At 68.8% G+C, this 24,396-nt stretch carries 26 protein-coding genes; 14 read left to right on the top strand and 12 right to left on the bottom strand.

Going from position 1 to position 24,396, the window contains the following annotated elements:
• Nucleotides 1-531, bottom strand: a complete 531-nt coding sequence (locus B9C99_RS13925; RefSeq protein WP_253250082.1) for a TetR/AcrR family transcriptional regulator — start codon at nucleotides 529-531, stop codon at nucleotides 1-3.
• Nucleotides 532-699: 168 nt separating this feature from the next.
• On the opposite strand from B9C99_RS13925, the gene B9C99_RS26365 reads away from it, so the two are divergent.
• The 6 genes from B9C99_RS26365 (at nucleotide 700) to B9C99_RS13950 (ending at nucleotide 5,173) form a co-directional block, all read left to right on the top strand.
• The gene (locus B9C99_RS26365; RefSeq protein WP_367301599.1) at nucleotides 700-783 is read left to right on the top strand and encodes a putative leader peptide; all 84 of its coding nucleotides are present in this window, start codon (nucleotides 700-702) and stop codon (nucleotides 781-783) included.
• Between the two features lie 114 nt (nucleotides 784-897).
• Nucleotides 898-1,413, top strand: a complete 516-nt coding sequence (locus B9C99_RS13930) for a DUF4242 domain-containing protein (protein WP_016694511.1) — start codon at nucleotides 898-900, stop codon at nucleotides 1,411-1,413.
• Nucleotides 1,414-1,420: 7 nt separating this feature from the next.
• Nucleotides 1,421-2,470, top strand: coding sequence for an acyl-CoA dehydrogenase family protein (locus B9C99_RS13935; RefSeq protein ID WP_088898274.1), 1,050 nt, complete (start codon nucleotides 1,421-1,423; stop codon nucleotides 2,468-2,470).
• Nucleotides 2,446-3,186 carry an ABC transporter ATP-binding protein gene (locus B9C99_RS13940; protein WP_172414956.1) on the top strand — a complete coding sequence of 247 codons (741 nt, stop codon included), beginning with the start codon at nucleotides 2,446-2,448 and terminating at the stop codon, nucleotides 3,184-3,186. Before B9C99_RS13935 ends, B9C99_RS13940 begins: the two co-directional genes overlap by 25 nt.
• Nucleotides 3,183-4,355, top strand: a complete 1,173-nt coding sequence (locus B9C99_RS13945) for an ABC transporter substrate-binding protein (RefSeq protein ID WP_088898275.1) — start codon at nucleotides 3,183-3,185, stop codon at nucleotides 4,353-4,355. Before B9C99_RS13940 ends, B9C99_RS13945 begins: the two co-directional genes overlap by 4 nt.
• Before the next feature lie 47 nt (nucleotides 4,356-4,402).
• Nucleotides 4,403-5,173 (top strand): ABC transporter permease, encoded by a 771-nt coding sequence (locus B9C99_RS13950; RefSeq protein WP_253250083.1) that lies wholly within the window; start codon nucleotides 4,403-4,405, stop codon nucleotides 5,171-5,173.
• Between the two features lie 7 nt (nucleotides 5,174-5,180).
• Here the strand turns inward: B9C99_RS13950 and B9C99_RS13955 are convergent, their stop codons facing one another.
• The 4 genes from B9C99_RS13955 to B9C99_RS13970 are packed head-to-tail and all read right to left on the bottom strand — an operon-like array spanning nucleotide 5,181 to nucleotide 8,979.
• Nucleotides 5,181-5,654, bottom strand: a complete 474-nt coding sequence (locus B9C99_RS13955) for a nitroreductase family deazaflavin-dependent oxidoreductase (protein ID WP_088898277.1) — start codon at nucleotides 5,652-5,654, stop codon at nucleotides 5,181-5,183.
• Between the two features lie 4 nt (nucleotides 5,655-5,658).
• Nucleotides 5,659-6,531 carry an alpha/beta hydrolase gene (locus B9C99_RS13960; protein WP_172414957.1) on the bottom strand — a complete coding sequence of 291 codons (873 nt, stop codon included), beginning with the start codon at nucleotides 6,529-6,531 and terminating at the stop codon, nucleotides 5,659-5,661.
• Nucleotides 6,521-7,162 (bottom strand): TetR/AcrR family transcriptional regulator, encoded by a 642-nt coding sequence (locus B9C99_RS13965; RefSeq protein ID WP_088898279.1) that lies wholly within the window; start codon nucleotides 7,160-7,162, stop codon nucleotides 6,521-6,523. The genes B9C99_RS13960 and B9C99_RS13965 overlap by 11 nt, the downstream gene beginning before the upstream one ends.
• Nucleotides 7,159-8,979: an amidohydrolase family protein gene (locus B9C99_RS13970; protein ID WP_088898280.1), complete on the bottom strand. Its 1,821-nt coding sequence runs from the start codon at nucleotides 8,977-8,979 to the stop codon at nucleotides 7,159-7,161. The genes B9C99_RS13965 and B9C99_RS13970 overlap by 4 nt, the downstream gene beginning before the upstream one ends.
• A 72-nt stretch (nucleotides 8,980-9,051) precedes the next feature.
• Here B9C99_RS13970 and B9C99_RS13975 point away from each other — a divergent pair, with 72 nt between their 5' ends.
• Nucleotides 9,052-10,113: a D-TA family PLP-dependent enzyme gene (locus B9C99_RS13975; RefSeq protein ID WP_088898281.1), complete on the top strand. Its 1,062-nt coding sequence runs from the start codon at nucleotides 9,052-9,054 to the stop codon at nucleotides 10,111-10,113.
• Nucleotides 10,113-11,228, top strand: coding sequence for a sorbosone dehydrogenase family protein (locus B9C99_RS13980; RefSeq protein ID WP_088898374.1), 1,116 nt, complete (start codon nucleotides 10,113-10,115; stop codon nucleotides 11,226-11,228). Before B9C99_RS13975 ends, B9C99_RS13980 begins: the two co-directional genes overlap by 1 nt.
• 3 nt (nucleotides 11,229-11,231) lie before the next feature.
• On the opposite strand, the gene B9C99_RS13985 is transcribed toward B9C99_RS13980, so the two are convergent.
• From B9C99_RS13985 to B9C99_RS13995, 3 genes are read right to left on the bottom strand one after another with little or no spacing between them, the layout of a single operon-like run.
• Nucleotides 11,232-11,684 carry a MaoC family dehydratase gene (locus B9C99_RS13985; RefSeq protein ID WP_088898282.1) on the bottom strand — a complete coding sequence of 151 codons (453 nt, stop codon included), beginning with the start codon at nucleotides 11,682-11,684 and terminating at the stop codon, nucleotides 11,232-11,234.
• 28 nt (nucleotides 11,685-11,712) lie between these two features.
• On the bottom strand, nucleotides 11,713-12,459 hold the full coding sequence (locus tag B9C99_RS13990) for a GntR family transcriptional regulator (RefSeq protein ID WP_016694498.1): 747 nt from the start codon (nucleotides 12,457-12,459) through the stop codon (nucleotides 11,713-11,715).
• 26 nt (nucleotides 12,460-12,485) lie between these two features.
• Nucleotides 12,486-13,637: an acyl-CoA dehydrogenase family protein gene (locus B9C99_RS13995; RefSeq protein WP_088898283.1), complete on the bottom strand. Its 1,152-nt coding sequence runs from the start codon at nucleotides 13,635-13,637 to the stop codon at nucleotides 12,486-12,488.
• A gap of 213 nt (nucleotides 13,638-13,850) precedes the next feature.
• Here B9C99_RS13995 and B9C99_RS14000 point away from each other — a divergent pair, with 213 nt between their 5' ends.
• Nucleotides 13,851-14,729, top strand: coding sequence for a CoA ester lyase (locus tag B9C99_RS14000; RefSeq protein WP_088898284.1), 879 nt, complete (start codon nucleotides 13,851-13,853; stop codon nucleotides 14,727-14,729).
• Nucleotides 14,730-14,734: 5 nt separating this feature from the next.
• Nucleotides 14,735-15,754: a MaoC family dehydratase gene (locus tag B9C99_RS14005; RefSeq protein ID WP_088898285.1), complete on the top strand. Its 1,020-nt coding sequence runs from the start codon at nucleotides 14,735-14,737 to the stop codon at nucleotides 15,752-15,754.
• Between the two features lie 72 nt (nucleotides 15,755-15,826).
• Here B9C99_RS14005 and B9C99_RS14010 read toward each other — a convergent pair whose 3' ends face one another.
• Together B9C99_RS14010 and B9C99_RS14015 are read right to left on the bottom strand one after the other, a co-directional pair.
• Nucleotides 15,827-16,240, bottom strand: a complete 414-nt coding sequence (locus tag B9C99_RS14010) for a hypothetical protein (protein WP_060650299.1) — start codon at nucleotides 16,238-16,240, stop codon at nucleotides 15,827-15,829.
• A gap of 43 nt (nucleotides 16,241-16,283) precedes the next feature.
• Nucleotides 16,284-17,333 (bottom strand): enoyl-CoA hydratase/isomerase family protein, encoded by a 1,050-nt coding sequence (locus B9C99_RS14015; protein WP_088898286.1) that lies wholly within the window; start codon nucleotides 17,331-17,333, stop codon nucleotides 16,284-16,286.
• A gap of 58 nt (nucleotides 17,334-17,391) precedes the next feature.
• On the opposite strand from B9C99_RS14015, the gene B9C99_RS14020 reads away from it, so the two are divergent.
• The 4 genes from B9C99_RS14020 to B9C99_RS14035 all read left to right on the top strand — a co-directional run bounded on the left by B9C99_RS14020 (nucleotide 17,392) and on the right by B9C99_RS14035 (nucleotide 21,247).
• Entirely contained in the window at nucleotides 17,392-18,615 is a 1,224-nt protein-coding gene (locus B9C99_RS14020) for a CoA transferase (protein ID WP_088898287.1), read from the top strand.
• Nucleotides 18,612-20,006 (top strand): amidohydrolase family protein, encoded by a 1,395-nt coding sequence (locus tag B9C99_RS14025; RefSeq protein WP_088898288.1) that lies wholly within the window; start codon nucleotides 18,612-18,614, stop codon nucleotides 20,004-20,006. The genes B9C99_RS14020 and B9C99_RS14025 overlap by 4 nt, the downstream gene beginning before the upstream one ends.
• Before the next feature lie 114 nt (nucleotides 20,007-20,120).
• Entirely contained in the window at nucleotides 20,121-20,750 is a 630-nt protein-coding gene (locus B9C99_RS14030; protein WP_088898289.1) for a TetR/AcrR family transcriptional regulator, read from the top strand.
• Nucleotides 20,750-21,247, top strand: coding sequence for a hotdog fold domain-containing protein (locus B9C99_RS14035; protein WP_172414963.1), 498 nt, complete (start codon nucleotides 20,750-20,752; stop codon nucleotides 21,245-21,247). Before B9C99_RS14030 ends, B9C99_RS14035 begins: the two co-directional genes overlap by 1 nt.
• Nucleotides 21,248-21,323: 76 nt before the next feature.
• On the opposite strand, the gene B9C99_RS14040 is transcribed toward B9C99_RS14035, so the two are convergent.
• On the bottom strand, nucleotides 21,324-22,394 hold the full coding sequence (locus B9C99_RS14040) for a 2-oxoacid:ferredoxin oxidoreductase subunit beta (protein ID WP_088898291.1): 1,071 nt from the start codon (nucleotides 22,392-22,394) through the stop codon (nucleotides 21,324-21,326).
• The gene (locus tag B9C99_RS14045) at nucleotides 22,391-24,325 is read right to left on the bottom strand and encodes a 2-oxoacid:acceptor oxidoreductase subunit alpha (protein ID WP_088898292.1); all 1,935 of its coding nucleotides are present in this window, start codon (nucleotides 24,323-24,325) and stop codon (nucleotides 22,391-22,393) included. Before B9C99_RS14045 ends, B9C99_RS14040 begins: the two co-directional genes overlap by 4 nt.
• Between the last annotated feature and the right edge of the window lie 71 nt (nucleotides 24,326-24,396).

Consider the following 24,396-nt stretch of genomic DNA (forward strand, 5'->3'; position numbering starts at 1 on the left):
TCAGCGGGAGAGGTGCGCCTCGATGGTCGCCGCAGCCATGTCGCGACCGAACCGGATGGGCTCGACCGAGTGCTCGAACTTGCTGCCCGACAGGGCACCGTCGTAGATCAACTGCACGCGCCGGGCCACGGCCTCGGGTTCGGACACCCCAGCGAGGTCGAGCAGTTCGACGAGCGTCGTCTTCAGCCATTCCCGGTGCGCGAGTACCGGTTCGAGAGGTTCCTGAGGGAACTCGGTCGCAGCATTGGCGTACTGGCATCCCCGGAAGTTCTTTTTCGGCGCCGACTGCATCGCGAGATCGAAGAAGGTGAGGATCTTCGCGATCGGATCGTCGAGCGGTTCGACGGCGGCGTGCCACCGCTGCCGGTCGCGCCGGTCGAGGTCGTCCAGATAGGCGAGCACCAGTGCATCCTTCGACCCGTACGACGAGTAGAGGCTCGCGCGGGCGACGCCGGCCTCGGCGAGGATGCGGTCGATGCCCACCGCGCGGATGCCGTGCTCGGCGAAGAGCGCGCTCGCGGTGTCGAGCAGGCGTGTGGCGGGTGAGGGCTTGGACGGCGACCCCTCGGCTTTCCCCTTCGGACCGGCCGTGCCCTTCGGAGTGCCGGTTGATTCACTCTCGACGAACGTACGCACGTGCCCAGCGTAACGGACAGCGCGCGATAGACAGACCGTTCTATTCACAGTACGGTGGAGCACGTGACACACAGCCTTCTGACTCGCCGCCTGCACGTGGATCTCGTGCGGGTGTCGACTGCTGCGTGTTGTCGCTCCACTCTCTGACCGGCCTCGTCTGCGTGCACCGCATGCCGTAGTCGCCCCGTCCGAAGACGAAACGGCGCCCCGTCGTGCCCGGACCGGTCACAGTTCCAACCCGCTTTCCCGGAAGGTGACCCCATGTCGCTGTATCTCTACGAACTCGTCCCCACCGAAGGCCAGGCCGAGGCTGCCATCAAGGCCTTCGACGATGCTGTCGTCGCTGCCGGCGGCGAACTGATCGAATCGCAGGTCACCACCGGTGGCACGCGCGTCTTCGCGATCGCCGAGTTCGACGCGTGCCGCCCCGCGCAGCTCGAGTCGGCCTCCCTCGATGTCGCCGAGATCGTCGGCCCGAACGAGGTCCGTCTCGTCGGCGCCGAGCTCGACCAGATCAAGGCCACCCGCCCCGAGGCCGGTTACCTCGTCGAATGGGACATCCCCGACACGATCGACATGGAGACCTACCTCGCGCGCAAGAAGGCGAACTCGCCGAAGTACGCCGACGTCCCCGAGGTGAGCTTCCTGCGCACCTACGTCCGCGAGGACATGGACAAGTGCCTGTGCTTCTACAACGCCCCCGACGAGGCCGCCGTCGTGCGTGCCCGCGAGGTCGTCAGCACGCCCATCGACCGTCTCCACTCCCTCGAAGGATAAGCATCCGATGACCGCGGCCATTGACCGAGCGAGCGAGCAACAGCGCGCGGCGATCGCAGAATTCGTACGCGATCGCGCCGCTGCTCTCGATCGCGGAGAAACCGACATCCGCACCGACATCGCCCGCACGGGCGAGCTCGGCCTGCTCCGCAAGGGGCTGGACGGGGAGTGTCTCTCCGAGATGGTCGCGGTCATCGACGAGGTCGCCGGCGAATCGCTCACCGTCGGCTTCTCGCTGTGGGCGCAGCGCATGGCGCTCGAATACATCGACCGCGCACCGCAGTTCCTGCGCGATCGTTATCGGGACGACCTCGCGTCCGGTCGCACGATCGGCGTCACCGCCATGGCCGCGGCCCTCAAGCATCTCGCCGGTCTCGGCGAACTCCCCCTCGTCGCCGAACGGACCGACGACGGCATCACCGTCACCGGACCGATCCACTGGGCGTCCAACGTCTTTCCCGACTCGGTGATCGTCTTCCCGGCCCGCACCGCCGACGGCGATCGTCTCGTCGCCGTGGTCCGCGCCGATGCCGAAGGCATCACCATCGCGGATTCACCCGAACTGCTCGCGCTCGGTGCCACGTCGTCGACCTCGCTGAAGTTCGACGGTGTGCGGATTCCGCAGTCGCACATCCTCACCGAGGATCTCGCGAACTTCTGCGGTTCGATCCGTCCCACCTTCATGATGCTGCAGACCTCGTTCTGCGTCGGCATCGCACGCGCGTCGCTCACCGAGGCGGCCGGCCGCCTGCACGGACTCGGCGAACAGTTCACCGGTGAGTACGAAGAACTTTCGGCGCGTTACGAGTCGCTGCGCGAACGGCTGTACCGCTTCGCCACCGATCCCGCCTCGATCGCTCCTGCGGAATTCATCCGGCTGCGCCTCGACGGTTCGGTCGTCGCGGTCGCCGCGACCCGCCTCGAGGCGACACTGCGCGGCGGCGCCGGATACGCGACGGCCAGCGCCACCAACCGCCGATTCCGTGAGGCGGCCTTCCTGCCCATTCAATCGCCGTCGGAAGGACAGCTTCGGTGGGAACTGTCGCAGTACGAATAACGAACGGATACAAGAGTTTCGCCGGCCGCCGTAGCCCGGTCCTCCAGGGGGTGGACCTGGATATCGCGACCGGCGAGTTCCTCGTCGTGCTGGGCAGCAGCGGTAGCGGCAAGTCGACGCTGCTACGGATCGTCGCGGGTCTCGATCACCTCGATCGCGGTTCCGTCGACTGGCCCGACACCGAGGGCGACAACCGTCCGCACACCGGAATGGTCTTCCAGCAGCCCTTCCTGATGCCGTGGCTCACCGTGCGCGAGAACATCGCCTTCGGTGGACGTTTCGCCGCGCACCGCGAGCGGTTCGACACCGCCTACGCCGATTCGCTCCTCGAGCGTTTCGGCCTTTCCGCGCTCGCCGGCTACTACCCCGACCAGCTGTCCGGTGGCCAGGCCCAGCGTATCGCCGTCATCCGCGCCGTCGCGGTGCGTCCGCGACTGCTGCTGCTCGACGAGCCGTTCAGCGCCCTCGACCCGGCCACCCGTTCAGATCTGCGGTCGTGGCTCGGCGAACTCGCGCGCGATCTCGGTTTCACGACGGTCCTCGTCACGCACGACATCGACGAGGCGCTCGAACTCGCCGACCGCATCGCACTGTTCGGGAGTTCGGGCGTGGTGCAGCAGGAATGGACGCTCGGCGGCATGTCGGCGCTCGACCGCGACGCGCTGCGTCCGGCCATCCTGGCGCACTACCGCGATTCGTCGCTGTCCGCGACATGACCGATTCGGGCCTGTTCAGCCGTCGCACCCTCATGCGCGGTGCGCTCGGCCTCGCGGCTGCCGGTGGTATCGCCGGCACGATCGACCTCGCGCGCACCGCGACCACCGACCGCGCCAACCGCACGGGGCAGTTGCGCATCGGTTACCTGCCGATCACCGACGCCGCGCCGCTGCTCGTCGCGCACGGGTCGAGTCTGTATCCCACCGGCGTCGTCGATTCCGCGAAGCCGGTGCTCTTCCGAAGCTGGGCATCGCTGGCGGAGGCCTTCATCAGCCGACGCGTCGACGTCGTGCACCTGCTCATGCCCATGGCCGTCCAGTTGCGGTACAGCCTCGGCAGTTCCGTGCGGATCCTCGGCTGGAACCACACCAACGGCTCGGCGCTGACGGTCGCCCCGCACATCACCGATCTGAGCGATCTCGCCGGGCAGACGGTGGCCATCCCGTTCTGGTGGTCGATCCACAACATCGCCCTGCAGCAGCTGCTGCGGGCGCACGGACTGACACCGGTCGTGCGGGAGGCGCCGTCGAAGTCCGCGCGCACCGTGGGTCTCGTCGTCATGGGTCCGTCCGACATGATCCCGGCCCTGGCGAACGGCTCGATCGCCGCGTTCACGGTCGCCGATCCGTTCAACGCCGCGGCGGAGGTTCGCGGGGTGGGGCGGATCCACCGCTTCCTCGGCGATGTGTGGCGCGACCACGCGTGCTGCGCCCTGCTCGTGCACGAGGACCTGATCGAACGCGACCCCGTCGCCGTGCAGGCCCTCACCGACTCCGTGGTCTCCGCCCAGCTGCAGATCGGCGCCGACCGTCCGGCCGCGGCCGCGATGCTGTCCGCCGGATACCTGCCGCAGCCGTTGCCCGCGATCACGAAGGCGCTGACCTATCCCGATCGCGAGGCCGGCACGGTGCACCCGCAGTGGCAACCGCAGCGCATCGGCTACCAGCCGTTCCCCTTCCCGACCTTCACCGCGGCGCTGATCGAGGCGATGCACGACACCGTCGTCGACGGCGACACGCGGTTCCTCTCGCGCCTCGACCCTGCGACCGTGCACGACGACCTCGTCGACGACCGGTTCGTCCGCACGTCCCTCACCCGCGTCGACGGCACCGATGCCTTCGGCCTTCCCGCCGATCTCACCCGCACAGAGGAGGTCGATCCTTCGTGAGCACCCCGACCCGCACGGCGCCGGAGACGGCCCGCACCGTCCGGCAGCTGCCCCTCGTCCCCCAGGCCGTCGCCATCGTCATCGCGATCGCCCTGTGGTGGCTCGTGACGACGGTGCTCGTCGCGCCGGATTCGCTCGTGCGGGACTTCGCCCCGCAGTACGTCTTCCCGGCGATCGTCGACCTGTTCGCACGCGGTGTCCTGCTGCCCGACACCCTCGCGAGCCTGTGGCGGCTGCTGGTGGGTCTGCTGATCGCCGCGACGCTCGGCATCCCCCTCGGGTTGCTGATCGGACTCAACCCGCTGGTCGAACGCGCGACGATGCCCATCATGCAGTTCCTGCGGATGATCTCGCCGCTGTCGTGGGCGCCGATCGCCGTGGCGCTGTTCGGCATCGGGCACCAGCCGGTCTTCTTCCTCATCGCCGCCGCCGCGATCTGGCCGATCGTCATCAATACGGCGGCCGGCGTGCACGGCATCGACCAGGGCTATCTGATGGTGGCCCGATCGTTCGGCGCGACGCGACTCGAACTGCTCACCACCGTCGTCCTGCCGGCCATCCGCGCGCAGGTGCAGACCGGTCTGCGGGTCGGTCTCGGTATCGCGTGGGTGGTGCTCGTGCCCGCCGAGATGCTCGGCGTGCGGTCGGGTCTGGGCTACCAGATCCTCAACGCCCGCGACCAGCTCGCCTACGACCAGGTCATGGCCGTGATCGTCGTGATCGGTTTCCTCGGGTTCTGGCTCGACTGGGCGGCGCGGCACCTGCTGCGCGAACAGCGTAAGCCGGTGAGCGTCGAGGAAGCCGACCGTCCGCTCTGATCTGAGGTCAGGACTCGAGCGGCGTCAGCACGAAGACGGGAAGCACCCGGTCGGTGCGTTTCGCGTACAGCGCGTAGTTCGGCCACGTCTGCAGCAGCACCTGCCACAGCCGCTCGCGTTCGTCGCCCTCCGCGATCCGCACCGACACCGCGTATTCGTGCCCGTCGTACAGCACCTGCGCCCGGTCGGCCGCACGCAGGTTGACGGCCCAGGACGGCGCCTTGGGGTGCCCCCAGTTCGAGCCCACCACGAGCCATCCCCCGTCGTGCGGCACGCACAGCAGCGGCGTGGACCGCGGCTCCCCGGTCTTGCGGCCCTTCACGGTGAGCACGAGCGACGGCAGTCCCGCGATCGCGAGCAGGGTGACCTTGCCGCGCGTGACCCGTTGGATGGTCTTGTCCACCGCGATGATCGGCCGTGAATACCGCGGCAACCACGGCAACGCTCCGATACGGACGGCGACCGGTCGGAGCGGATTCATGCGGCTATCTCCCCCAGGCTGCCAGCAGCGTCCGGGCTGCAGCGACGACGGCCAGCGGCTGATCGATCATCGGATGGTGGCCGGAGGCCGGAAGATCGATCAGCAACGCATCAGGGCCCAGATTATCGACGATCCGCCCGTAGAGCGCGTCGTCGATGATGCCGCGTTCGCAGCGGAAGTAGGCGACGGCGCATCCCGGATTCATCACCTCGAGGCTACGGCGCCCCTCACGTCCCATGCGGAGATTGTCGAATTTCCACGACCAGCCGCCGTCGACCTGCTTCAGCGACCCGCGGGCGATGTGCTCGAGCACGTAGGGTTCGGCGTCGTCCTGCGGCGGCACGAGGCGGAACCGTGCGACGGCGTCCTCCGCCGCGGCGTAGACCTTCGGCGGTCCGGCGTTCGCGACGGCCTTCGCGCGCATCTCGAGTTCCTCGGGCGTCATGTCGCGGATCGGCGAATCGATGATCACAACACCGGCAAGTTCGTCGCCGTGGAGATGGGAGGCCGCGAACGACACGATCCCGCCCATGCTGTGGCCGATGAGCACCGGCGGACCGCTGATACCGCCGACCCGGGCCGCGGCGAGAACCTCCGCGGACCACGCTTCCAGGGTGTAGTGCTCGCGGTGGTCGCTGTCGCCGTGACCGCTCAGGTCGAGAGCGACGACGCGACGTCCGGCGGCGAGCTGCGGGCCGATGTGGTCCCACCACCCCGAATGCGCCATGCCGCCGTGGACCAGCACGACGCCCGGCAGACCGGATTCGCCCCACGCCCGGAAGGCGATGGTCGCACCCGCTGCCTCGACCTTCCCGGTCTCGACGGGTGCGGCCAGGGCGTCGACGAACCACTGAGGAGCAGATCCGTTATTGCTCATCATCCGAACTTATGTCAGATGTGACGAGCGCCAACATCCGGGCCATCAGTTCGATCCGTCGCACGTCGAATTCCGGCTGCGGATGCACCGTCGACGCCAGCGCTTCGCCGTCGAACATGTGCACGAGCGACAGCAGCAGGGTGTCGAAGACGTCGGACGGGAACCGGGCCTCGACCGGCAGCGACCTGCCGAAATCGACGATCTGGGCGTGGTAGCGCTCGGCCATCGGCGCCAGATGCTCCCGCAGCGCCGGGTCGGTGCGCGCCGCGCCGAGCAGTTCGTACCAGGCGGCGTTCATCGGCGCCCGGCAGGCGGTGCGCAGCAGTTCGAGGCACACCCGCAGCGACTCGGAGATGTCCGCGTGCTCGTCACCGAGCGCCGCGAGGCCGGCCTCGAAGTTCGCGAACTGGCGTTCCCGGACCGCATCGGCCGCCGCGATCATCAGGTCGAGTCGCGTCGGGAAGTGCCGGAACACCCCACCCGACGACACCCCCGAGCGCCGGCACACCTCACCGATCGTCGTCGCGGTGTAGCCGAGCTCGGCGAGGGAGGTGATGGTCGCGTCGAGGATGCGACCGATCGTCTCCTCCCTGCGCTCCTGCTGGGTGCGGCGTACTGCGGGTGCACTCACGCGACGGGCTCACCTGCCGGGGTGCGGATCGGCGCGGGTCCGCGCTCCTCCACCCCGGCGCGCAGGAACCGGCCGGTGCCGACGGTGCGTCCGTAGCCGGGCACGAACTCGCCGTCGCGGTAGACCACCCGGCCGGCGACCGCCGTCGCCGTCACGGCGCGATCGTTGCGGTTGACCATGCGGCGGATTCCGCCGAACTCCTCGAGCGGAGCCTCGTGGTAGGCATCGACGTCGGCGTTCAGCCCGGCAGGATCGACGACGACGAAGTCGGCGCGGTCGCCCACCCGCAGGTGGCCGGCGTCGATTCCGTAGAAGTCGCCGAGTTCACCGGTGAGCTTGTGGACGGCCTCGGGCAGCGTGAGGAACGGCTTGCCCGCCTTCTCGGCGTCGTGGACGCGGCGGAGCAGACAGATCGCGAAGTTGTAGAAGGCCATGTTCCGCAGGTGGGCGCCGGCGTCCGAGAAGCCCACGGTGACATCGGGAGTGCGGATGAGCCGGTCGGCGACCTTCTTGCGGTCGTTGGCGATCACGGTGTGCCACCGGAACTTCCGGCCGTACTCGACGACGAGGTCGAGGAAGGTGTCGACCGGGTGCAGTTTCCTCACGCGCGCGACGTCGCCGATCGACCGACCGATGAGCGAGCCGTCGGGACATTCGACGATCCGGGTGTCGTCGAAGTCGCGGTGCCACACGCGGGGTGAGAACTTCTTCTCGAAGTCCTGCCGGAACCAGCGACGGTAGGCCTCGTCGCGCAGCAGGTCGTTGCGGACGAGTTCATCCTGCAGATGCAGTGCGGCACGGCCCGATCCGAACTCCTCGAAGACGACGAGGTCGATGCCGTCGGAGTACACCTCGAAGGTCGTGGGCAGGTGCTGCCAGCGGAAGGCGCCCTTGCCGATCCGATTGGCCGCGAACGCGATCGGGCCGAAGATGCGGTTGACCCACCGTTCGGCCTTCGTGTCGGCCGCGGCGAGCACCGACGCCTTCATCGGCTTGCGTCCGATGCCCGTGCTGGCGAGGGCGAAGAATGCGACGTCGTACTTGGTGTTGAGGTTCGGCACGGCCTGCAGGGTGCGGCCGCGCCGGCGCAGGATCTTGTGCAGGCGGCGGAATTCCGACCACGACGCGTGGGTCGACGGCAGGGTGCGCGAGCGGTAGCGGTCGCCGTCCATCTTGTCCCACGGGTTCGTCATCGTCGACACGCCGAGGAAGCCCGCGTCGAGGGCGTCCTCGACGCGGGCGTCGATGGCGGCGAGTTCGGCGCGGGTCGGGCGGTTCGCCGACTCGGTGGAGCGTCCGAGTCCCATCACCGATGCGCGGACGTCCGAATGTCCCACGAAGGCCGTCACGTTCGGTCCGAGCGGCAGCTTGTTCAGCGCCTCGATGTATTCGCTCGGCGTGCTCCAGGTCTTGGACTTCTCGAGGGCCGAGAGGACGTGCTCGCGCGGGAGCGCCTCGACGCGACTGAACAGGTCGGCGGCGTCGACCGGCGGTACGAACACCGTCGAGATCGAGCAGTTGCCCATGAGCACGGTCGTGACGCCGTGCCGCACCGACTCGGACAGACCCGGACCCACGAGCACTTCGGCGTCGTAGTGGGTGTGGGTATCGACGAAGCCTGGCATCACCCAGCGGCCGTGCGCGTCGACGACCTCGGTGTCCGGGCCGGCGGGAAGACTGTCGGAGGTCGCGGTGACGACGACCGCGTCGCGGATGCCGAGGTTGCGGACGACGCCGGGCGCACCCGTCCCGTCGAACCAGAGACCACCTCGGACGATGACGTCGAAATCCCCATGATTGTGATCCACACCACTCATGGCGCGAGGGTAACACGAAAAAGAGGTCGCGCACTCTCTAAATTTCCGGTCCCGACCGTCTACGGTTCGGCCATGGATCTCGACACCACTCCGGCACTGCTCGTCGACCGCGACATCCTCGATCGCAACATCGCGCGGATGGCGCAGTCCGCCGCCTCGCGAGGTCTGTCGCTCCGACCCCACGCGAAGACGCACAAGTGCTCCGAGATCGGACGACGGCAGCTCGACGCGGGAGCCCGCGGTCTCACAGTTGCGACCGTCTCCGAAGCCGAGGTCTTCGCCGACGAGGGCTTCGACGACCTGTTCGTCGCGTATCCGCTGTGGGTGGACGCCGCCCGCGGCGCTCGGCTGCGCGCGCTGGCCGGACGGGTGCGTCTCACGGTCGGGATCGATTCGGCGACCGGAGCCCGGCAACTCGTCGAGCACGCCGGCACCGCGATCGGGGTGCTCGTCGAGATCGACAGTGGGCACCACCGCACCGGCGTGCTGCCCGAGCAGGCCGGAACAGTGGCGTCGGCGGCGCGCGAAGCAGGCCTCGACGTGCGTGGTGTCTTCACCTTCCCCGGCCACTCGTACGCACCCGACGCGCCGGGCAGTGCCGCCCGGGAGGAAGCCGACGCGCTGGCGGTTGCAGCGGCGTCGCTACGAGCAGCGGGGATCGAGCCGTCCGTGATCAGTGGCGGCTCCTCCCCCACAGCTCTCCTCGAAGTACCTACGGTCGCAACCGAACTGCGACCCGGTGTGTACATCTTCGGTGACGCCCAGCAACTCGAACTCGGCGCGGTGAGCGAATCCGACATCGCACTGACCGCGCTGGCAACCGTCGTCTCCACTCGCGACCAGGTGGTCGTCCTCGATGCCGGTTCCAAGGTCCTCGGCGCCGACCGGGCCGCGTGGGCCACCGGGTACGGACGCATCCTCGGCGAACCGGACGCACGCATCACCGCACTGTCGGAACATCACGCGACGGTGCAGTGGCCGGAGGCGTCGACCCGCCCACGACTCGGCGACAAGGTGAGGGTGATCCCCAACCACGTGTGCAACGCCGTGAACCTCGCGGACGAACTGATCGTGCTTTCGAACGGTGAAGTGGTGGACACCTGGCGGGTGGTCGCGCGAGGATGTACGACGTGATGCGCAGACGTCTGGCCTGCCTGACCGCGGCGGTAGTACTGCCGCTGAGTGCGTGCGCGTCCGAATCGACCGCGCCGGACACCGAGACCACCGGACCGGCGACCACCGGGACCGTCACGGACGCAACCGCCTCCGCGGTCTCCGAGGTGAACGGAGTACCCCACGTGATCGGGACGGTGGCGTCCGGACTCGACACGCCGTGGGGCATCGCCTTCCTGCCCACCGGCTCCGCGTTGGTCACCGAACGCAACAGCGGCCGGATCGTCGAGATCACCGACGGTGAGGTCCGCGAGGTCGGTCGCGTCGGCGAGACCCTCGCGCAGGGCGAATCGGGGCTGCTGGGGATCGCGGTGTCGCCGACCTTCGACACCGACCGCTTCGTCTATCTCTACGTGACCACCGGCAGCGACAACCGGGTACTCAGAGCAGTTCTCGACGGCACCACGCTTGCCGAACCGGAGGTGATCCTCGACGGCATCCCGTCCGCCCGGATCCACGACGGTGGGCGGATGACCTTCGGTCCCGACGGGATGCTGTACGTCGCGACCGGCGAGGCGGGCCGCCGCGAACTGGCCCAGGATCCGAATTCGCTCGGCGGCAAGATCCTTCGCATCACGAGCGACGGCGAACCCGCACCCGGCAATCCCGATCCGGCATCGCCGGCGTACTCGCTCGGTCACCGCAACGTACAAGGACTCTCGTTCGACGACCGGGGACGGTTGTGGGCGTCGGAATTCGGGCAGAACGACGTCGACGAATTGAATCTCGTGACGGCAGGCGCAAACTACGGCTGGCCTGTGGTCGAAGGCGCCGGGGGTTCCGACGAATTCGTCGATCCGGTCCTCACGTGGCCGGTCTCGCAGGCGTCGCCGTCGGGCCTGGCGTGGTTCGACGGCAGCCTCTGGATGGCAGGCCTGCGCGGAGAACGCTTGTGGCGCATTGATGTTCAGGACACCGCAGCCACCGCAACCGATTTCTTCGTCGGCGAGTACGGAAGGCTGCGGATCGTCGTCGCCGCGCCGGACGGCTCGCTGTGGCTGACGACGTCCAACCGGGACGGTCGCGGCAGCCCGGCCGGCGACGACGATCGCATCCTCCGGATCGAGATCTCCTGACGATCAGGGGACGAGAACGACGACCGTCTCGGCGACCAGCGCCGGGCGCTCTCCACCCTCGATCTCGATGGTGTATCCGACGACGAGGTTCGCGCCCTTGGCGGTGCGCTCGAGCGACTTGAACTCGGCGCCGGCGCGGATCCGCGAGCCGACAGGGACCGGCGCGGGGTAACGAACCTTGTTGCTGCCGTAGTTGACCTTCATCTTCAGTCCCTCGAGGGAGAAGATCTGGGTGCCGAGGACCGGCAGCAACGACAGGGTGAGGTAACCGTGGGCGATGGTCTTGCCGTACGGGCCGTCCTTGGCGCGCTCGGGGTCGACGTGGATCCACTGGTGATCGCCGGTGGCCTCGGCGAACAGGTCGATGCGCTTCTGGTCGATCTCGAGCCAGTCGCTGTGGCCGAGGTGCTCGCCGACGGCCTTCTCGACCTCGTCGATTCCGTTGATAACCCGCATTGTTGCTCCTGTCGATGTGCGGCGACGGTCAGAGACCGGCTCGCCTGAGGGTGACGCGATAGGTGTAGTGCTCGGGCAGAAAGTAACTCACCGACAACTCGGTGGGCACGCCGTCGTCGTTCGAGTACAACCGGTCGACGCGCAGCAGGGGATGTCCCACTTCGCAGTTCAGCTCGGTCGCCACCTGTTCGGTGGCGAGCGCGACCGTGATGGACTGTGCGGCTTCGACGATCGGGCTGTCGAGATGCGGTTCGAGCAGCCCGATCATCGTGTTGCGGCTCGACGCGCCCGCTTGGAGTTCCGGCGCGTCGAGCACGTGCGCGGCGACGGATTCGGGAAGGTGAACCGTGGTGAGCACGAACGGAATTCCGTCGTGCAGGCGCTTGAACACAGCCGTGTACAGCACGTCGGTGTCGAGACGCAGCCGGCTCGCGGCGTCGATGTCGACTCCGCGTCGCAGCGGCGAGACGATCTGCATGACCGTGTCGGCCGACAACGCGAGCAGATCCTCGATCGAGCCGAGCTGGCGCCGGTAGCGCCGGCCCGACTCGTTCGCGAAGGTGCCGCGGCCGGGAACGCGGTAGACGATGCCGTCGGCCACGAGATCCTGGAAGGCGCGGCGCACCGTCTGCCGGCTCACGCCGTGTTCCTCGGCGAGTTCGGCTTCGGTGGGCAGCCGCGTGCCGTCGCTGTACCGTCCCGCTTCGACGGCCTCCCGGAGCTGGCGCGCGAGTTGCGCGTAGGCCGGTTCCGTTTCCCGCACCTTGTAGTCCATGACGGACCGATCCTAGCGGCCGGTCGTCACAGTCCGCCGCGTGCTACGAGCTGGCCGGCGATGACGTTGCGCTGGATCTCGTTGGTGCCCTCGCCGACGATCATCAGCGGCGCGTCGCGGAAGTAGCGCTCGACGTCGTACTCGGTGGAGTAGCCGTAGCCGCCGTGGATGCGCACCGCATTGAGCGCGATCTCCATCGCGATCTCCGAGCAGTACAGCTTGGCCATGCCGGCCTCCATATCGCAGCGCTCGCCGCTGTCGTACTTCTCCGCCGCGTAGCGCGCCAGCTGCCGCGCGGCGGTGAGCTTGGTGGCCATCTCCGCCAGATAGTTGCCGATGGACTGGTGCTTCCAGATCGGCTGGCCGAAGCTCTCCCGCTGCTGCGCGTAGGCGAGGGAATCCTCGAGTGCGGCGGTCGCGACACCCAGAGCGCGGGAGGCGACCTGCAGGCGACCGGTCTCGAGGCCCTTCATCATGTGGGCGAAGCCCTTGCCGGGCTCGCCGCCGAGGATCGCGTCGGCGGAGATGCGGTAGCCATCGAAGCTCAGCTCGCACGACTCGACGCCCTTGTAACCCAGCTTGGGCAGGTCACGCGAGACGGTCAGGCCCGGGCCGTGCTCGACGAGCACGACGGAGATGCCCTTGTGGCGCGGCTGCGCGGTGGGGTCGGTCTTGCACAGCAGCGCGATCAGCCCCGAGCGACGCGCGTTGGTGATCCACGTCTTGGCACCGTTGATGACCAGCTCGTCGCCGTCGCGCTTGGCCGTCGTGGTCATCGCCTGCAGGTCGGAGCCGCCGCCGGGCTCGGTCAGCGCCATCGTCGCGCGGATCTCACCGGTGGCCAGCTTGGGCAGGTACTTGCTCTTCTGCTCCTCGGTGCCGAACAGGGTCAGCAGCTTGGCGACGACGGTGTGCCCGCCCATCGCACCCGACAGCGACATCCATCCGCGGGCGAGTTCCTCGGTGACCTGGACGTAGCAGGGCATCGACACCGGCGATCCGCCGTACTCCTCGGGCACGGCGAGTCCGTAGATGCCGATCTGCTTCATCTGCTCGATCCACTTCTCGGGGTACTCGTTGGCGTGCTCGACCTCCTGCACCGACGGCTTGACCTCCCGATCGATGAAGTCGCGGACGGTCTTGACCAGAAAAGTCTCTTCGTCGTTCAGGTAGGTCACGGGGGCACCCTTCGTCGGGGACGGGCCACACGGACCCGGGAAACTTTGTACGGCCATTTTGTGGACCAAGTTCGGGCGTTGTCAACGCGAAGACACTCATTCGACGTCGTGATTGCAGAGTTTTAGCCGATACGAACGACTGCACCTTCCTATGGGCACACCTCTCCGTGGGGTGGCATACCGCCAACAATGGCCGTACATTTAGCGCCGTCATTGCCGACCGAACTCCCCGAGGTCCCCGTGTCTTCCGAGCAACACCTCCGCCGGCGCGCCGTTCTCGTCGCCCCCGGCTCCGACGAACGCAAAGCCGGTAAGGCCCTCGCCTCCGCCGCCGACGAGGTCGTCCTCGACCTCGAGGACGCCGTCACCGCCGCCCAGAAGGACGCCGCCCGCGAACTCGTCGCTCCCCTGGTCCGCGAACACGGCGCCACGCGCACCGTCTCCGTGCGCATCAACGGACGCGGCACCCCCTGGTTCGAGGACGACCTGCGTGCGTGCGCCGCACTCGGCGACGCCCTCGCCTCGATCGTGATCCCCAAGGTCGAGAGCGCCGACGACCTCGTCGAGGCCGACCGCATCCTCGGCAGCGAGTCGACCGTCACCGTGCAGGCCCTCATCGAGACCCCCGCCGGCGTGCAGTGCATCGACGAGATCGTCGCCGGCCCCCGGGTGGCCGGTGTGATCATCGGCTACGCCGACCTCGGCGCCTCCCTGGGTCGCGCCCGCACCGCAGCCCCCGAGCACTGGCTCTATGTGCAGGACCGCGTGCTGCACGCCGCCCGCGCCGCCGATGTCCAGGCGATCGACGGCCCGTTCCTCGGCATCGCCGACGACGACGCCTTCCGTCACTCGGCGCAGTGGGTGTCCGATCTCGGATTCGACGGCAAGTGGGTCATCCATCCCGCGCAGATCACCTCTGCCGCAGCGGAATTCACCCCCACCGACGATCAGGTCGACGCCGCACGCAAGGTCCTCGCCGCACTCGAGGAAGCCGAGAACCGCGGCGCCGGAGCCGCCCAGCTCGACGGGCAGATGCTCGACGAGGCCGTCGCCGTCGCCGCCCGCCGCACCCTGTCGAAGATCGGAGCCTGAAAGCCATGACCACCTCGTACGTCGGCGGACCCTATTTCGACGAACTGACCGTCGGCCAGGTCTTCGACACCGCCCCCGCCGTGACGCTCACCGACGGCCTCGCCGCTGCGCACCAGAGCATTCTCGGTGACCGCCTGCGTCTTCCGCTCGACAAGCACCTCTCGGCCGCCGTCGCGGGCGGGCCGGTCGCGCACGCCGGCTTCGTCACCGACATCGCGATCGGGCAGTCCACGCTCGTCACGCACCATGTCAAGGCCAATCTCTTCTACCGCGGCCTGCGTTTCCGCCGCTTCCCGCACATCGGCGACACCCTCTACACCACCACCGAAGTCGTGGGGTTGAAGGAGAATTCGGCGAAGCCCGGACGCAAGCCCACCGGTCTCGCGGCGTTGCGCATGAACACCGTCGACCAGGACGGCAACACCGTCCTCGACTTCTACCGCTGCGCGATGCTGCCGCTGAGCGAGAATCCCGATCCCGACCGCGTCGTGCACTCCGACAACCTCTCGGCCATCGGACCGCAGGACGAACCGCAGTGGTCCGCGCCCGCCGACTGGGATCTGGATGTCTACCGGTCGAAGGTGCCGGGCGAGCACTTCGACAAGTCCCTCGCCGGTGCCGTACTACAGTCCAGCGGCGACGTCGTCTCGAGCGCACCGGAACTCGCGCGCCTGAGCCTCAATATCGCAGCGACGCACCACGACGAGCGGGTCGGCGCTTCGGGTCGTCTCGTCTACGGCGGCCACACCATCGGCCTGGCCTTCTCGCAGGCGACGCGCGCTCTGCCGAATCTCGTCACGGTGCTGGGCTGGAAGTCGTGCGACCACACCGGTCCGGTGCAGGAGGGCGACACCCTCACCAGCGACCTGCACGTCGAATCCGCCGAGCCCCTCGCCGAAGGTGGTGGCGTGCTGAACCTGCGGTCGCTCGTCTACGCACACCGCGGCGGTGCCGCGAATGGCGACCGCGGCGATGCCGAGCCGGCGCCCGTGCTGGATTGGCGGTTCACCGCGCTCATGGCCTGACGGCCACTGCTGCCGAAGCCGACGTTGTTCGCGACATCCTGTGGGAAATCGTGAACAACGTCGGTTTCGTCGTTACGCGTCGACCCGCTTGACGAGGCGCTCGTAGCGCTGCCGGGCCGCCTGGGTGCTCCCCAGGCCGAGGCCGAAGGCGATCTCCTGCCACGTCATCCCGCGTTCCCGTGCGATGCGGAGGATGAGCGCCTCGAGTTGGTCCATCTCGGCGCGCGCCTTCGGCACGAGGCCGAGCGCGGCGATGACGTCGGCGTCGTCGACCTCGGGTTCGTCGGGGCCGGGACTGTGCACGCCGCCCGCCAGTGCCGCGACGAGACGGATGGCGCCGAGCGGGTCGAGCATCTCGGGATGCGATTGCCTGGCCCGCTGTTCGGGAGTGCTGCCGTGTCGTTCGGCGATCCGGAACAGCCCCGCGTACTCACGGTGCGCGCGTTCGCGACTCGGATCGGGTGGGGTGAAACCTTCCTCGGACATGAACCCAGGATGGTGTGTGAACAACTTGTTGTCAACAGATTGTTCACACGTCGCGGATCTCGTCCACCAATCCCCAATCGAGTGCACGGGAGACGTCGAGAGGCGCAGCCGTGACGAACAGGTGCAGCGACCGCCACCTGCCGATCCGCCGCGGGATGCTCACCGTCCCGCCGGCCCCGGGGATGAGCCCCATCGAGACCTCCGGGAGGCGGAAGACCGTGTCGGGAGTCGCGACCACCCGGCCCGCGAAGGCCGGGATCTCGATACCCGCGCCGATGCAGTGACCGTGCAGGCGCACCTCGATGCGACCGGCGAGTTGCGCGACGAGACGCCCCACTCCCCCGCGCGTGCGGACGAAATGCGCGAGCGTGATGTCGGGCGTGCGGCCGAACTCGTCGAGATCACCGCCGGCACAGAACGACGACCCAGCCCCGTCGAGCACGACCCGTTCGATGCTGTCGTCGAGGATCGCGAGTCGCAAGGCGTCGACGAGAGCGTCGCGCAGCACCGTGCCGTAGGCGTTGCGGCGCTCGGGCCGGTTGAGCGTGATGTGCAGGAGGTCGCCGTCGCGCGCGATCAGCACCGGTTCGTCCGAGGGCGGCGGCAGGGGCCGCGGGCCGCGCCCGGCGAGCCACGCGGCGAACTCCGGTCCGCCCTGCAACGTCGAGTAGCCGAGCGACTCCACGTCGATCGCTTCCGGCACCGCGAGCGTCTCGGACGCCCGCACGACCTGCCGTGCCACCAGCGCGGCCTGCGGGTTCGCGGCGACCGCCTCGGCGAAGGCGGCGATGCTCGCGTCCGGATCCGGTGTGTCCACCACGCCGCGGGACTGCGCGACCGGCGCGTAGGTGAGGTCGAGCGCGTCGATCAACGGACGAACCTCGGCGGGGATCTCGCGGGTGGCGCGGCCGACGAGGATCCGGTCGGCCAGCGCGGCCTGCTCGACGGCACGCTCGATCAGGGGAACGCCTGCGTCGAGGTCGACGACGACCATCGGCCGGGACACGGCACCGCCCTCACCGAGAAGGAGCTCTCCTGCCGCGCCGTTCGCCAGGTCCGCAGCGGAGAGAAGCATCGCTCGTGCCGTATCCATGTGGTCCGTCCTTGTACTCCACCAGGCCCCATCCGGCACGAAATGTAACATCACGGTCGTGGCCACCGACCTCGCCGCAGACCCGGTACGCGACTGGGCCGACAGCGGAATTGCCTCTCTGACCGGCAGAGTCGACGGTCCCCCACTGCTCCCACCCGGTCGCGCTGCCACCGCCGCCCGCGAACTCTCCGCCTGGATCACCGCTGCCTCCGGTGACGTCGCCGACATCGACGGCGCACGCCTGCTGTCCGAGCGTGCGGCGTTCACCGGTCATCGTCGTGGTGGAGCGGTCTCCGCCGGAGGTGCGTGTCGCCTGTTGCCGACGACCGACGGGTGGGCGGCGGTCTCGTGCGCGCGTCCCGACGACCCGCTCCTGCTCGGCGCCCTGATCGGCGAGGAGATCCCCGGCGATCCGTGGCTTGCCGTCGCCGACTGGCTCGTCGAACACACCGGGGCGGAGCTGGCCGAGCGTGCCGAACTGCTCGGGATCGCGGCGGGGCCTGTCGTCCACGGTGTAGCCGCTTCCCTGACGCCGTCGGAGCCCCGCTCGGTCGACGGGTTGCTCGTCGTCGACTTCAGCGCACTGTGGGCCGGGCCGCTGTGTGCGCATCTGCTCGGTCTCGCCGGTGCGCGCGTCGTCAAGGTCGAGACGCCGTCGCGGCCGGACGGTGCGCGTCGCGGCAATGCCGACTTCTATCGACTCCTGCACGGCGGGCACGAATCGGTCGTGCTCGACCCGGCCGACGACACGCAGCGACGCGAACTCGCGGAACTGGTGGCAGCGGCCGACATCGTGATCGAAGCGTCGAGACCGCGGGCACTCGCCGGTTTCGGCCTCGACGCGGTGAAGGCCGTCGACGACGGCACCACGTGGATCTCGATCACCGCGCACGGACGGGATTCGCACCGTGTAGGTTTCGGCGACGACATCGCCGCCTCCGCCGGATTGATCGCGTACGACGCGGAGGGTCCCGTCTTCGTCGGTGATGCGATCGCCGATCCCCTCACGGGTCTCACCGCGGCGGCGCTGGCCATGTCGGCGTCACCCGACGAGCGCGGAAAGCTCTGGGACATCTCGATGTCCGCTGTCGTCGCGGCGACTCTCGACGAACCCACGACCATCTCGCAACCCGCCATCCGTGACGGGGAGCAGTGGGTGCTGCAGACAGCGGGCGGCGTCGTTGCCGTCGCCGAACCACAGAAGCGTGAAATCTCCGGTGAGGTCGCCGAATCCGGGCGCGACACCCAGCGCGTACTCACCGATCTGGGCATCCGATCGTGAGCGTCCTCGTCGTCCGCGACGTCGAGGTCGACGGTGTCGGCGGAACCGATGTCCTCATCCGCAATGGGGTCGTCGCGGTCATCGGGCCGGAAATCTCGGTGCCCGCGTACGCCGAATTCGTCGACGGCAATGGAGGCGCACTGCTTCCGGGTCTGCACGACCACCACATCCACCTGCACGCTCTCGCGGCCGACCGCGCGTCGGTCCGCTGTGGTCCACCTGCCGTCCGCACCGCCGACGAACTTGCCCGCGCACTCGCAACCGCGGCCGGCGACGGATGGATCCGGGGTGTCGGCTACTCGGAAGAGGTTGCCGGTCTGCTGGATTCGGATTCTCTCGATGCGTTGCACACCGAGCGTCCCGTGCGCATCCAACATCGAAGCGGCGCAGTGTGGTTCCTGAACTCCACCGCCGCCGCACTCACGGGACTCGCAACGGCTGATCACCCCGGCGTCGAACGCGACGAGAAGCGACGGCCGACAGGACGGGTGTGGCGCGCCGACACGTGGCTCCGCGACCGACTGCCCGACACCGGCCCACCGTCGCTCGCAGACGTGGGCGCCGAACTCGCGTCCTACGGCATCACCGGCCTCACCGACGCGACGCCCGACCTCACCCCGTCGACCCTCGAGCACCTCCGCGCTTCCCACGTCGACAGGTGCGTCCCGCAACATATCCGACTTCTCGGTGCACCACTGGATTTCGTCGGCTCGGAGACGTTCGCCGCGGGTCCGTACAAGATCGTGCTCGCCGACTCCGGACTGCCCGACCTCGACGACCTCGCGACGACGATCCGCCGTGCCCACGATGCCGGTCGCGGGGTGGCGGTGCACTGCGTCAGTCGCGAGGCGTTCGCGATCCTGCTCGCCGTCCTCACCGAGGTGGGCACCGTCCCCGGCGACCGTATCGAACACGGCGCCCTCATCCCGGCCGAGTCGATCGACGACCTGCGACGCCTGGGCCTGCAGGTGGTCACCCAACCAGGCTTCCTCACCGACCGCGGCGACGCCTATCTCCGCGACGTGCCCGCCGTCGACCTGCCCGACCTCTATCGCTGCCGAAGCCTCCTCGACGGCGACGTGCCGGTCGCGCTGTCCAGCGATGCCCCCTACGGCCCCGCCGACCCGTGGGCGGTGATCTCCGCCGCGGTCTCCCGCACGTGCCCGACCGGTGACGCCGTCGGGGCGGACGAACGCATTCCTGCCGCGACCGCGCTGGCCCGGTATCTGGCGCCGCTCGACGACCCCGGTGGCGCTGCTCGCCGCGTGCGGGTCGGCGCGCCGGCCGATCTCGTCCTGCTCGACCGTCCCCTGGCCGACGCCCTCGCGGCCCCCACCGGAGACGCGGTCCGCGCGACCGTCATCGCCGGTCGCGTCGTCCACCACTCCTGATCCGCTACAACGCCAGTCATCCGCTTCAGCAGTGTCCCGAAGCGGATATCCAGGACGGTAGCGGATCCACCTCTTCCGGCCATTCCAGAGCACGCGCTCTGTTACTGTCTGGGCATGGCGCGCACACGCACCCACAACCTCGACCGGCTGATGGACGCAGCCGAGGCACTCGCAGTGGAATCCGGCCCCGCTGCCGCCACCGTCCGCGCACTCTCCGAAGCGACGTCGGTGTCCAACGGCGCGATCTACCACGCCTTCGGGTCGCGGGCAGGGCTGATGGGACACGTCTGGCTGCGCGCGGCCCGGCGCTTCCTCGACCTGCAACGCGACGCCGTCGACCGCACCCTCGCCACCGGGTCGGCGCCACAGAACGCCGTCGAGGCCGTCGTCGCTGCCGCCGACGCGCCCGCCGAGTACTCGATCCGCTACCCCGTCTCCGGGCACTTCCTGCTCGCCGTGCGTCGCGCGGACGTCCTCGGCTCCGGCGACGTCCCGAACGACGTCGCCACACAGCTGAATGCTCTCGACGACGCGCTCACGGCCCTGTTCGTCCGGCTCGCCCGTGGCGTGTGGGACCGCGCCGATCGCGAAGCGGTGGCGGTGATCCGCGACTGCGTCGTCGAACTCCCTGCCGCCCTGCTCCTGCGGGGACGACGGGACCCCACGCCCGCCGTCCGCGACCGCCTCGCCGCGGCCGTTCGAGCCGTCCTCGCCCTCACCCCACCCGATCCGGCACCACGCTGATCGCCCGACCGACAAGGACATCCGTCATGACGACCAACCTCGACATCTGGAACAGACTGCAGCGCGTGCCGTTCGGGAACTGGCTGTTCACCCAGGCAGTGTGTTTCAAGGCGCCCTACTTCCGCAGCATCCATCCGCTCATCCACGAACTGCGGCCGGGTCTGTGCCGGGTCACCGCACCGAATCGGCGCAGCGTGCACAACCACCTCGGGACCTATCACGCGATCGCGTCGTGCAACATGGCCGAGATCGCCGGCGGCATGATGACCGACGCCACCGTCCCCGCCACCCACCGCTGGATCCCCGTCGGGATGACCGTGGAGTACAAGTCGAAGGCGACCACCGCCGTCACCGCGGTCGCCCGGCTCGACGACATCCCGGACTTCCCCGACGAGCCCACCGAACTCGTCGTCCCCGTGGATATCTCGGATGCCGAGGGCAAGGTCTTCGTCTCGGCCCGCATCACCATGAACGTCTCGCCGAAGCCCCGCCGATAGACACCCGCTACAACGTCGGCCCTCCGCTACAGCAGATTGCCGTCGCGGATGGCCAGGACGGTAGCGGATGCCGGCGTCAGGGCACGGTCCACGTGTTGTCGCCCCGCAGCAACTGCTGCAGGTCTGCGGTGCCGGACTCCTGCGCGACCCGCACCCGGGCGCGTTCGGCGTCGTCGTAGGTCGTCCGCGCGACCTGCCGCACGATCCCTGTGACGACGTAGCGAAGGTCCTGGTCCGACAGCCGCGACAACGCGTATGCGTATTCGGGGTCGTCGGTGTGCGCGTCGTGCACGACGATGTCGGCGGCGTCCACCTCGGAGCGTTGTACCACCCGCAGGCCGAAACCCTTTCGGACGACGCACAGCTCGTCGTCGATGCCGAAGATGATCGGTTCGCCGTGCCGTAGCGGGATCAGGTGCGACGGCGCTTCGTCCTTGCGCAGCACGTCGAACGACCCGTCGTTGAAGATCGGGCAGTCCTGCAGGATCTCGACGAAGGCCGCACCGCGATGATGTGCCGCCGCGCGCAGGACCTCCGTCAGCCCGGCGCGATCGGAGTCGAGAGCACGCGCGACGAAGGACGCTTCGGCGCCGAGCGCGAGCGACAGGGTGTTGAACGGCGCGTCGACCGACCCGCCGGGTGAGGACTTGGTGACCTTGCCGACCTCCGAGGTCGGCGAGTACTGCCCCTTGGTGAGGCCGTAGATCCGGTTGTTGAACAACAGGATCCGCATGTTCACGTTCCGGCGCAGGGCATGGACGAGATGGTTGCCGCCGATCGACAGGGCGTCGCCGTCGCCGGTGACGACCCACACCGACAGATCCGGACGCGTCACCGCGAGACCGGTTGCGAGCGTCGGGGCGCGGCCGTGGATCGAGTGCACACCGTAGGTGTCGAGATAGTAGGGGAACCGCGACGAGCATCCGATACCGGAGACGAACACGAGATTCTCACGCCGGACACCCAATTCGGGCAGCAGGCTGCGGACCGTCGCGAGGATGACGTAGTCGCCGCAGCCCGGGCACCACCGCACCTCCTGGTCGGAGGTGAAGTCCTTCGCCTTCTGCGGGTCGTCCGTGCGGGGCACACCGTCGAGTGCGTCGGTGTGCGGGCGGAGTCCGAGATCGTGGCCGAGGAGTCCGGTCATGCTCGTGCCCTCTCTGCTGTGGGGTCGAGTTTCGTCGAGGAGGCGACCGCAGCCGGTGTCCGGGATCGTTCGGTGTCGGCGAGTGTTCCGGCGAACTCGGCCTCGATGGCGTCGTGGAGTTCGTCGGCGCGGAACGCCATGCCCGTCACCTTCGTCACCGGCTGGATGTCGGCGTCGAACCGCGACCGCAGCAGGAACGACAGCTGGCCGAGGTTCATCTCGGGGACCAGCACACGCCGGTAGCGGCCGAGCACGTCGCCGAGGTTCTTCGGCATCGGCGCCAGATGCCGGAGGTGTGCGCGGGCGACGACATGCCCGGCCCGCCGGGCACGGCGCACGGCCTCCCCGATCGGCCCGTACGACGAACCCCAGCCGAGCACCAGTACCTCGGCGTCGCCGGTGGGGTCGTCGACGTCGAGATCCGGGACGTCGATGCCCGCCACCCGCGCGACCCGCAGTCGGGTCATCAGCTCGTGGTTGGTGTGGTGGTAGGAGATGTCGCCGGTGCCGTCGGCCTTCTCGAGTCCGCCGATCCGATGCTCGCGACCTGCGGTTCCGGGGATCGCCCAGTCGCGGGCGAGGGTGTCGGCATGGCGGGCGTAGGGCTGATAGCCGGGGTCGTCGTCGCCCGGCGACGCGGCGAAGCGCGGATCGATGCGGGGCAGGTCGTCGATGTCGGGGATCCGCCACGGTTCGGATCCGTTGGCGATCGCACCGTCGGACAACAGCATGACCGGCGTGCGGTAGGTGATGGCGATGCGCGCGGCCTCGAGTGCGGCGTCGAAGCAGTCGGCGGGCGACTGCGGTGCGACGATCGCGACGGGCGATTCGCCGTTGCGGCCGAACATCGCCTGCATCAGGTCGGCCTGTTCGGTCTTCGTCGGCAGGCCCGTGGACGGTCCGCCGCGCTGGACGTCGACGACGATCAGCGGCAGCTCGGTCATCACCGCCAGACCGATGGCCTCGGATTGCAGGGCGATCCCCGGACCCGACGTGCTGGTGATCCCGAGCGCACCGCCGTAGGACGCGCCGATCGCGGCGCCGATACCCGCGATCTCGTCCTCGGCCTGGAAGGTGTGCACTCCGAAGCGTCCGAGTCTGCTCAGTTCGTGGAGGATGTCGGAGGCCGGCGTGATCGGATAGGTGCCGAGGAAGACGTCCATCCCCGCCGCGCGACCCGCCGCGACGAGACCGTAGGCGAGGGCGGTGTTGCCGGTGATCTGCCGGTACGTCCCGGGTGGCAGCGACGCGCGGGCCACCTCGTAGGTCGCGGCGAACGCCTCGGTGGTCTCGCCGTAGTTCCAGCCGGCGCGCAGGGCGAGGACGTTCGCGTGCGCGATGTCGGGTTTCGACGCGAACTTGCGCTCGAGGAACGTCTCGACCGGCGCGATCGGCCGCCCGTACATCCACGACAGGAGACCGAGCGCAAACATGTTCTTCGAGCGCTGCGCGTCCTTCTTACCGACGCCGGCCGGTTCGACGGCTCCGGTGGTGAGCGTGCTCATCGGCAGGGCGTGGACGGTCAGGTGCTCCACGGCGTCGGTGCCGAGCGGGTCGGCGTCGTAGCCGGCCTTGCTCAGGTTCCGTTTGGTGAACTCGTCGCTGTTGACGATGACGGTGCCGCCTCGGGGCAGGTCGCCTACGTTGGCCTTGAAGGCCGCCGGGTTCATCGCGACCAGCACGTCGGGCCGGTCCCCGGCGGTGAGGATGTCGTGATCGGCGATCTGGATCTGGAAGCTCGAGACCCCGGGAAGAGTGCCTTGAGGTGCGCGGATCTCGGCGGGGAAGTTGGGTTGTGTGGCCAGGTCGTTGCCGAAGGCGGCCGCCTCGGCGGTGAACCGGTCACCGGCGAGTTGCATGCCGTCGCCGGAGTCGCCGGCGATGCGGATGACGACCTGTTCGAGTTTCGCGCTCGACGCCATGCGCTCCATCGTGGCCCTCACGCGCGCATGTGCAACCGTTTCTCCCGAAAATTCTGTCCATCCGCTACAAGATCGGCTTT

The organism is Rhodococcus sp. BUPNP1, assembly GCF_002215235.1.
Classification (GTDB): domain Bacteria; phylum Actinomycetota; class Actinomycetes; order Mycobacteriales; family Mycobacteriaceae; genus Rhodococcus.

Excerpts from the sequence above, each read along its gene's own strand:
- B9C99_RS14030 (WP_088898289.1), top strand. The coding sequence starts at position 20,121 with ATGGCGCGCACACGCACCCACAACCTCGACCGGCTGATGGACGCAGCC.
- B9C99_RS13980 (WP_088898374.1), top strand. The coding sequence starts at position 10,113 with ATGCGCAGACGTCTGGCCTGCCTGACCGCGGCGGTAGTACTGCCGCTG.
- B9C99_RS14010 (WP_060650299.1), bottom strand. The coding sequence starts at position 16,240 with ATGTCCGAGGAAGGTTTCACCCCACCCGATCCGAGTCGCGAACGCGCG.
- B9C99_RS13955 (WP_088898277.1), bottom strand. The coding sequence starts at position 5,654 with ATGAATCCGCTCCGACCGGTCGCCGTCCGTATCGGAGCGTTGCCGTGG.
- B9C99_RS13930 (WP_016694511.1), top strand. The coding sequence starts at position 898 with ATGTCGCTGTATCTCTACGAACTCGTCCCCACCGAAGGCCAGGCCGAG.
- B9C99_RS13975 (WP_088898281.1), top strand. The coding sequence starts at position 9,052 with ATGGATCTCGACACCACTCCGGCACTGCTCGTCGACCGCGACATCCTC.
- B9C99_RS14045 (WP_088898292.1), bottom strand. The coding sequence starts at position 24,325 with ATGGAGCGCATGGCGTCGAGCGCGAAACTCGAACAGGTCGTCATCCGC.
- B9C99_RS14015 (WP_088898286.1), bottom strand. The coding sequence starts at position 17,333 with ATGGATACGGCACGAGCGATGCTTCTCTCCGCTGCGGACCTGGCGAAC.
- B9C99_RS14005 (WP_088898285.1), top strand. The coding sequence starts at position 14,735 with ATGACCACCTCGTACGTCGGCGGACCCTATTTCGACGAACTGACCGTC.
- B9C99_RS13990 (WP_016694498.1), bottom strand. The coding sequence starts at position 12,459 with ATGGACTACAAGGTGCGGGAAACGGAACCGGCCTACGCGCAACTCGCG.
- B9C99_RS13970 (WP_088898280.1), bottom strand. The coding sequence starts at position 8,979 with ATGAGTGGTGTGGATCACAATCATGGGGATTTCGACGTCATCGTCCGA.
- B9C99_RS13935 (WP_088898274.1), top strand. The coding sequence starts at position 1,421 with ATGACCGCGGCCATTGACCGAGCGAGCGAGCAACAGCGCGCGGCGATC.
- B9C99_RS13945 (WP_088898275.1), top strand. The coding sequence starts at position 3,183 with ATGACCGATTCGGGCCTGTTCAGCCGTCGCACCCTCATGCGCGGTGCG.
- B9C99_RS13960 (WP_172414957.1), bottom strand. The coding sequence starts at position 6,531 with ATGAGCAATAACGGATCTGCTCCTCAGTGGTTCGTCGACGCCCTGGCC.
- B9C99_RS14040 (WP_088898291.1), bottom strand. The coding sequence starts at position 22,394 with ATGACCGGACTCCTCGGCCACGATCTCGGACTCCGCCCGCACACCGAC.
- B9C99_RS13985 (WP_088898282.1), bottom strand. The coding sequence starts at position 11,684 with ATGCGGGTTATCAACGGAATCGACGAGGTCGAGAAGGCCGTCGGCGAG.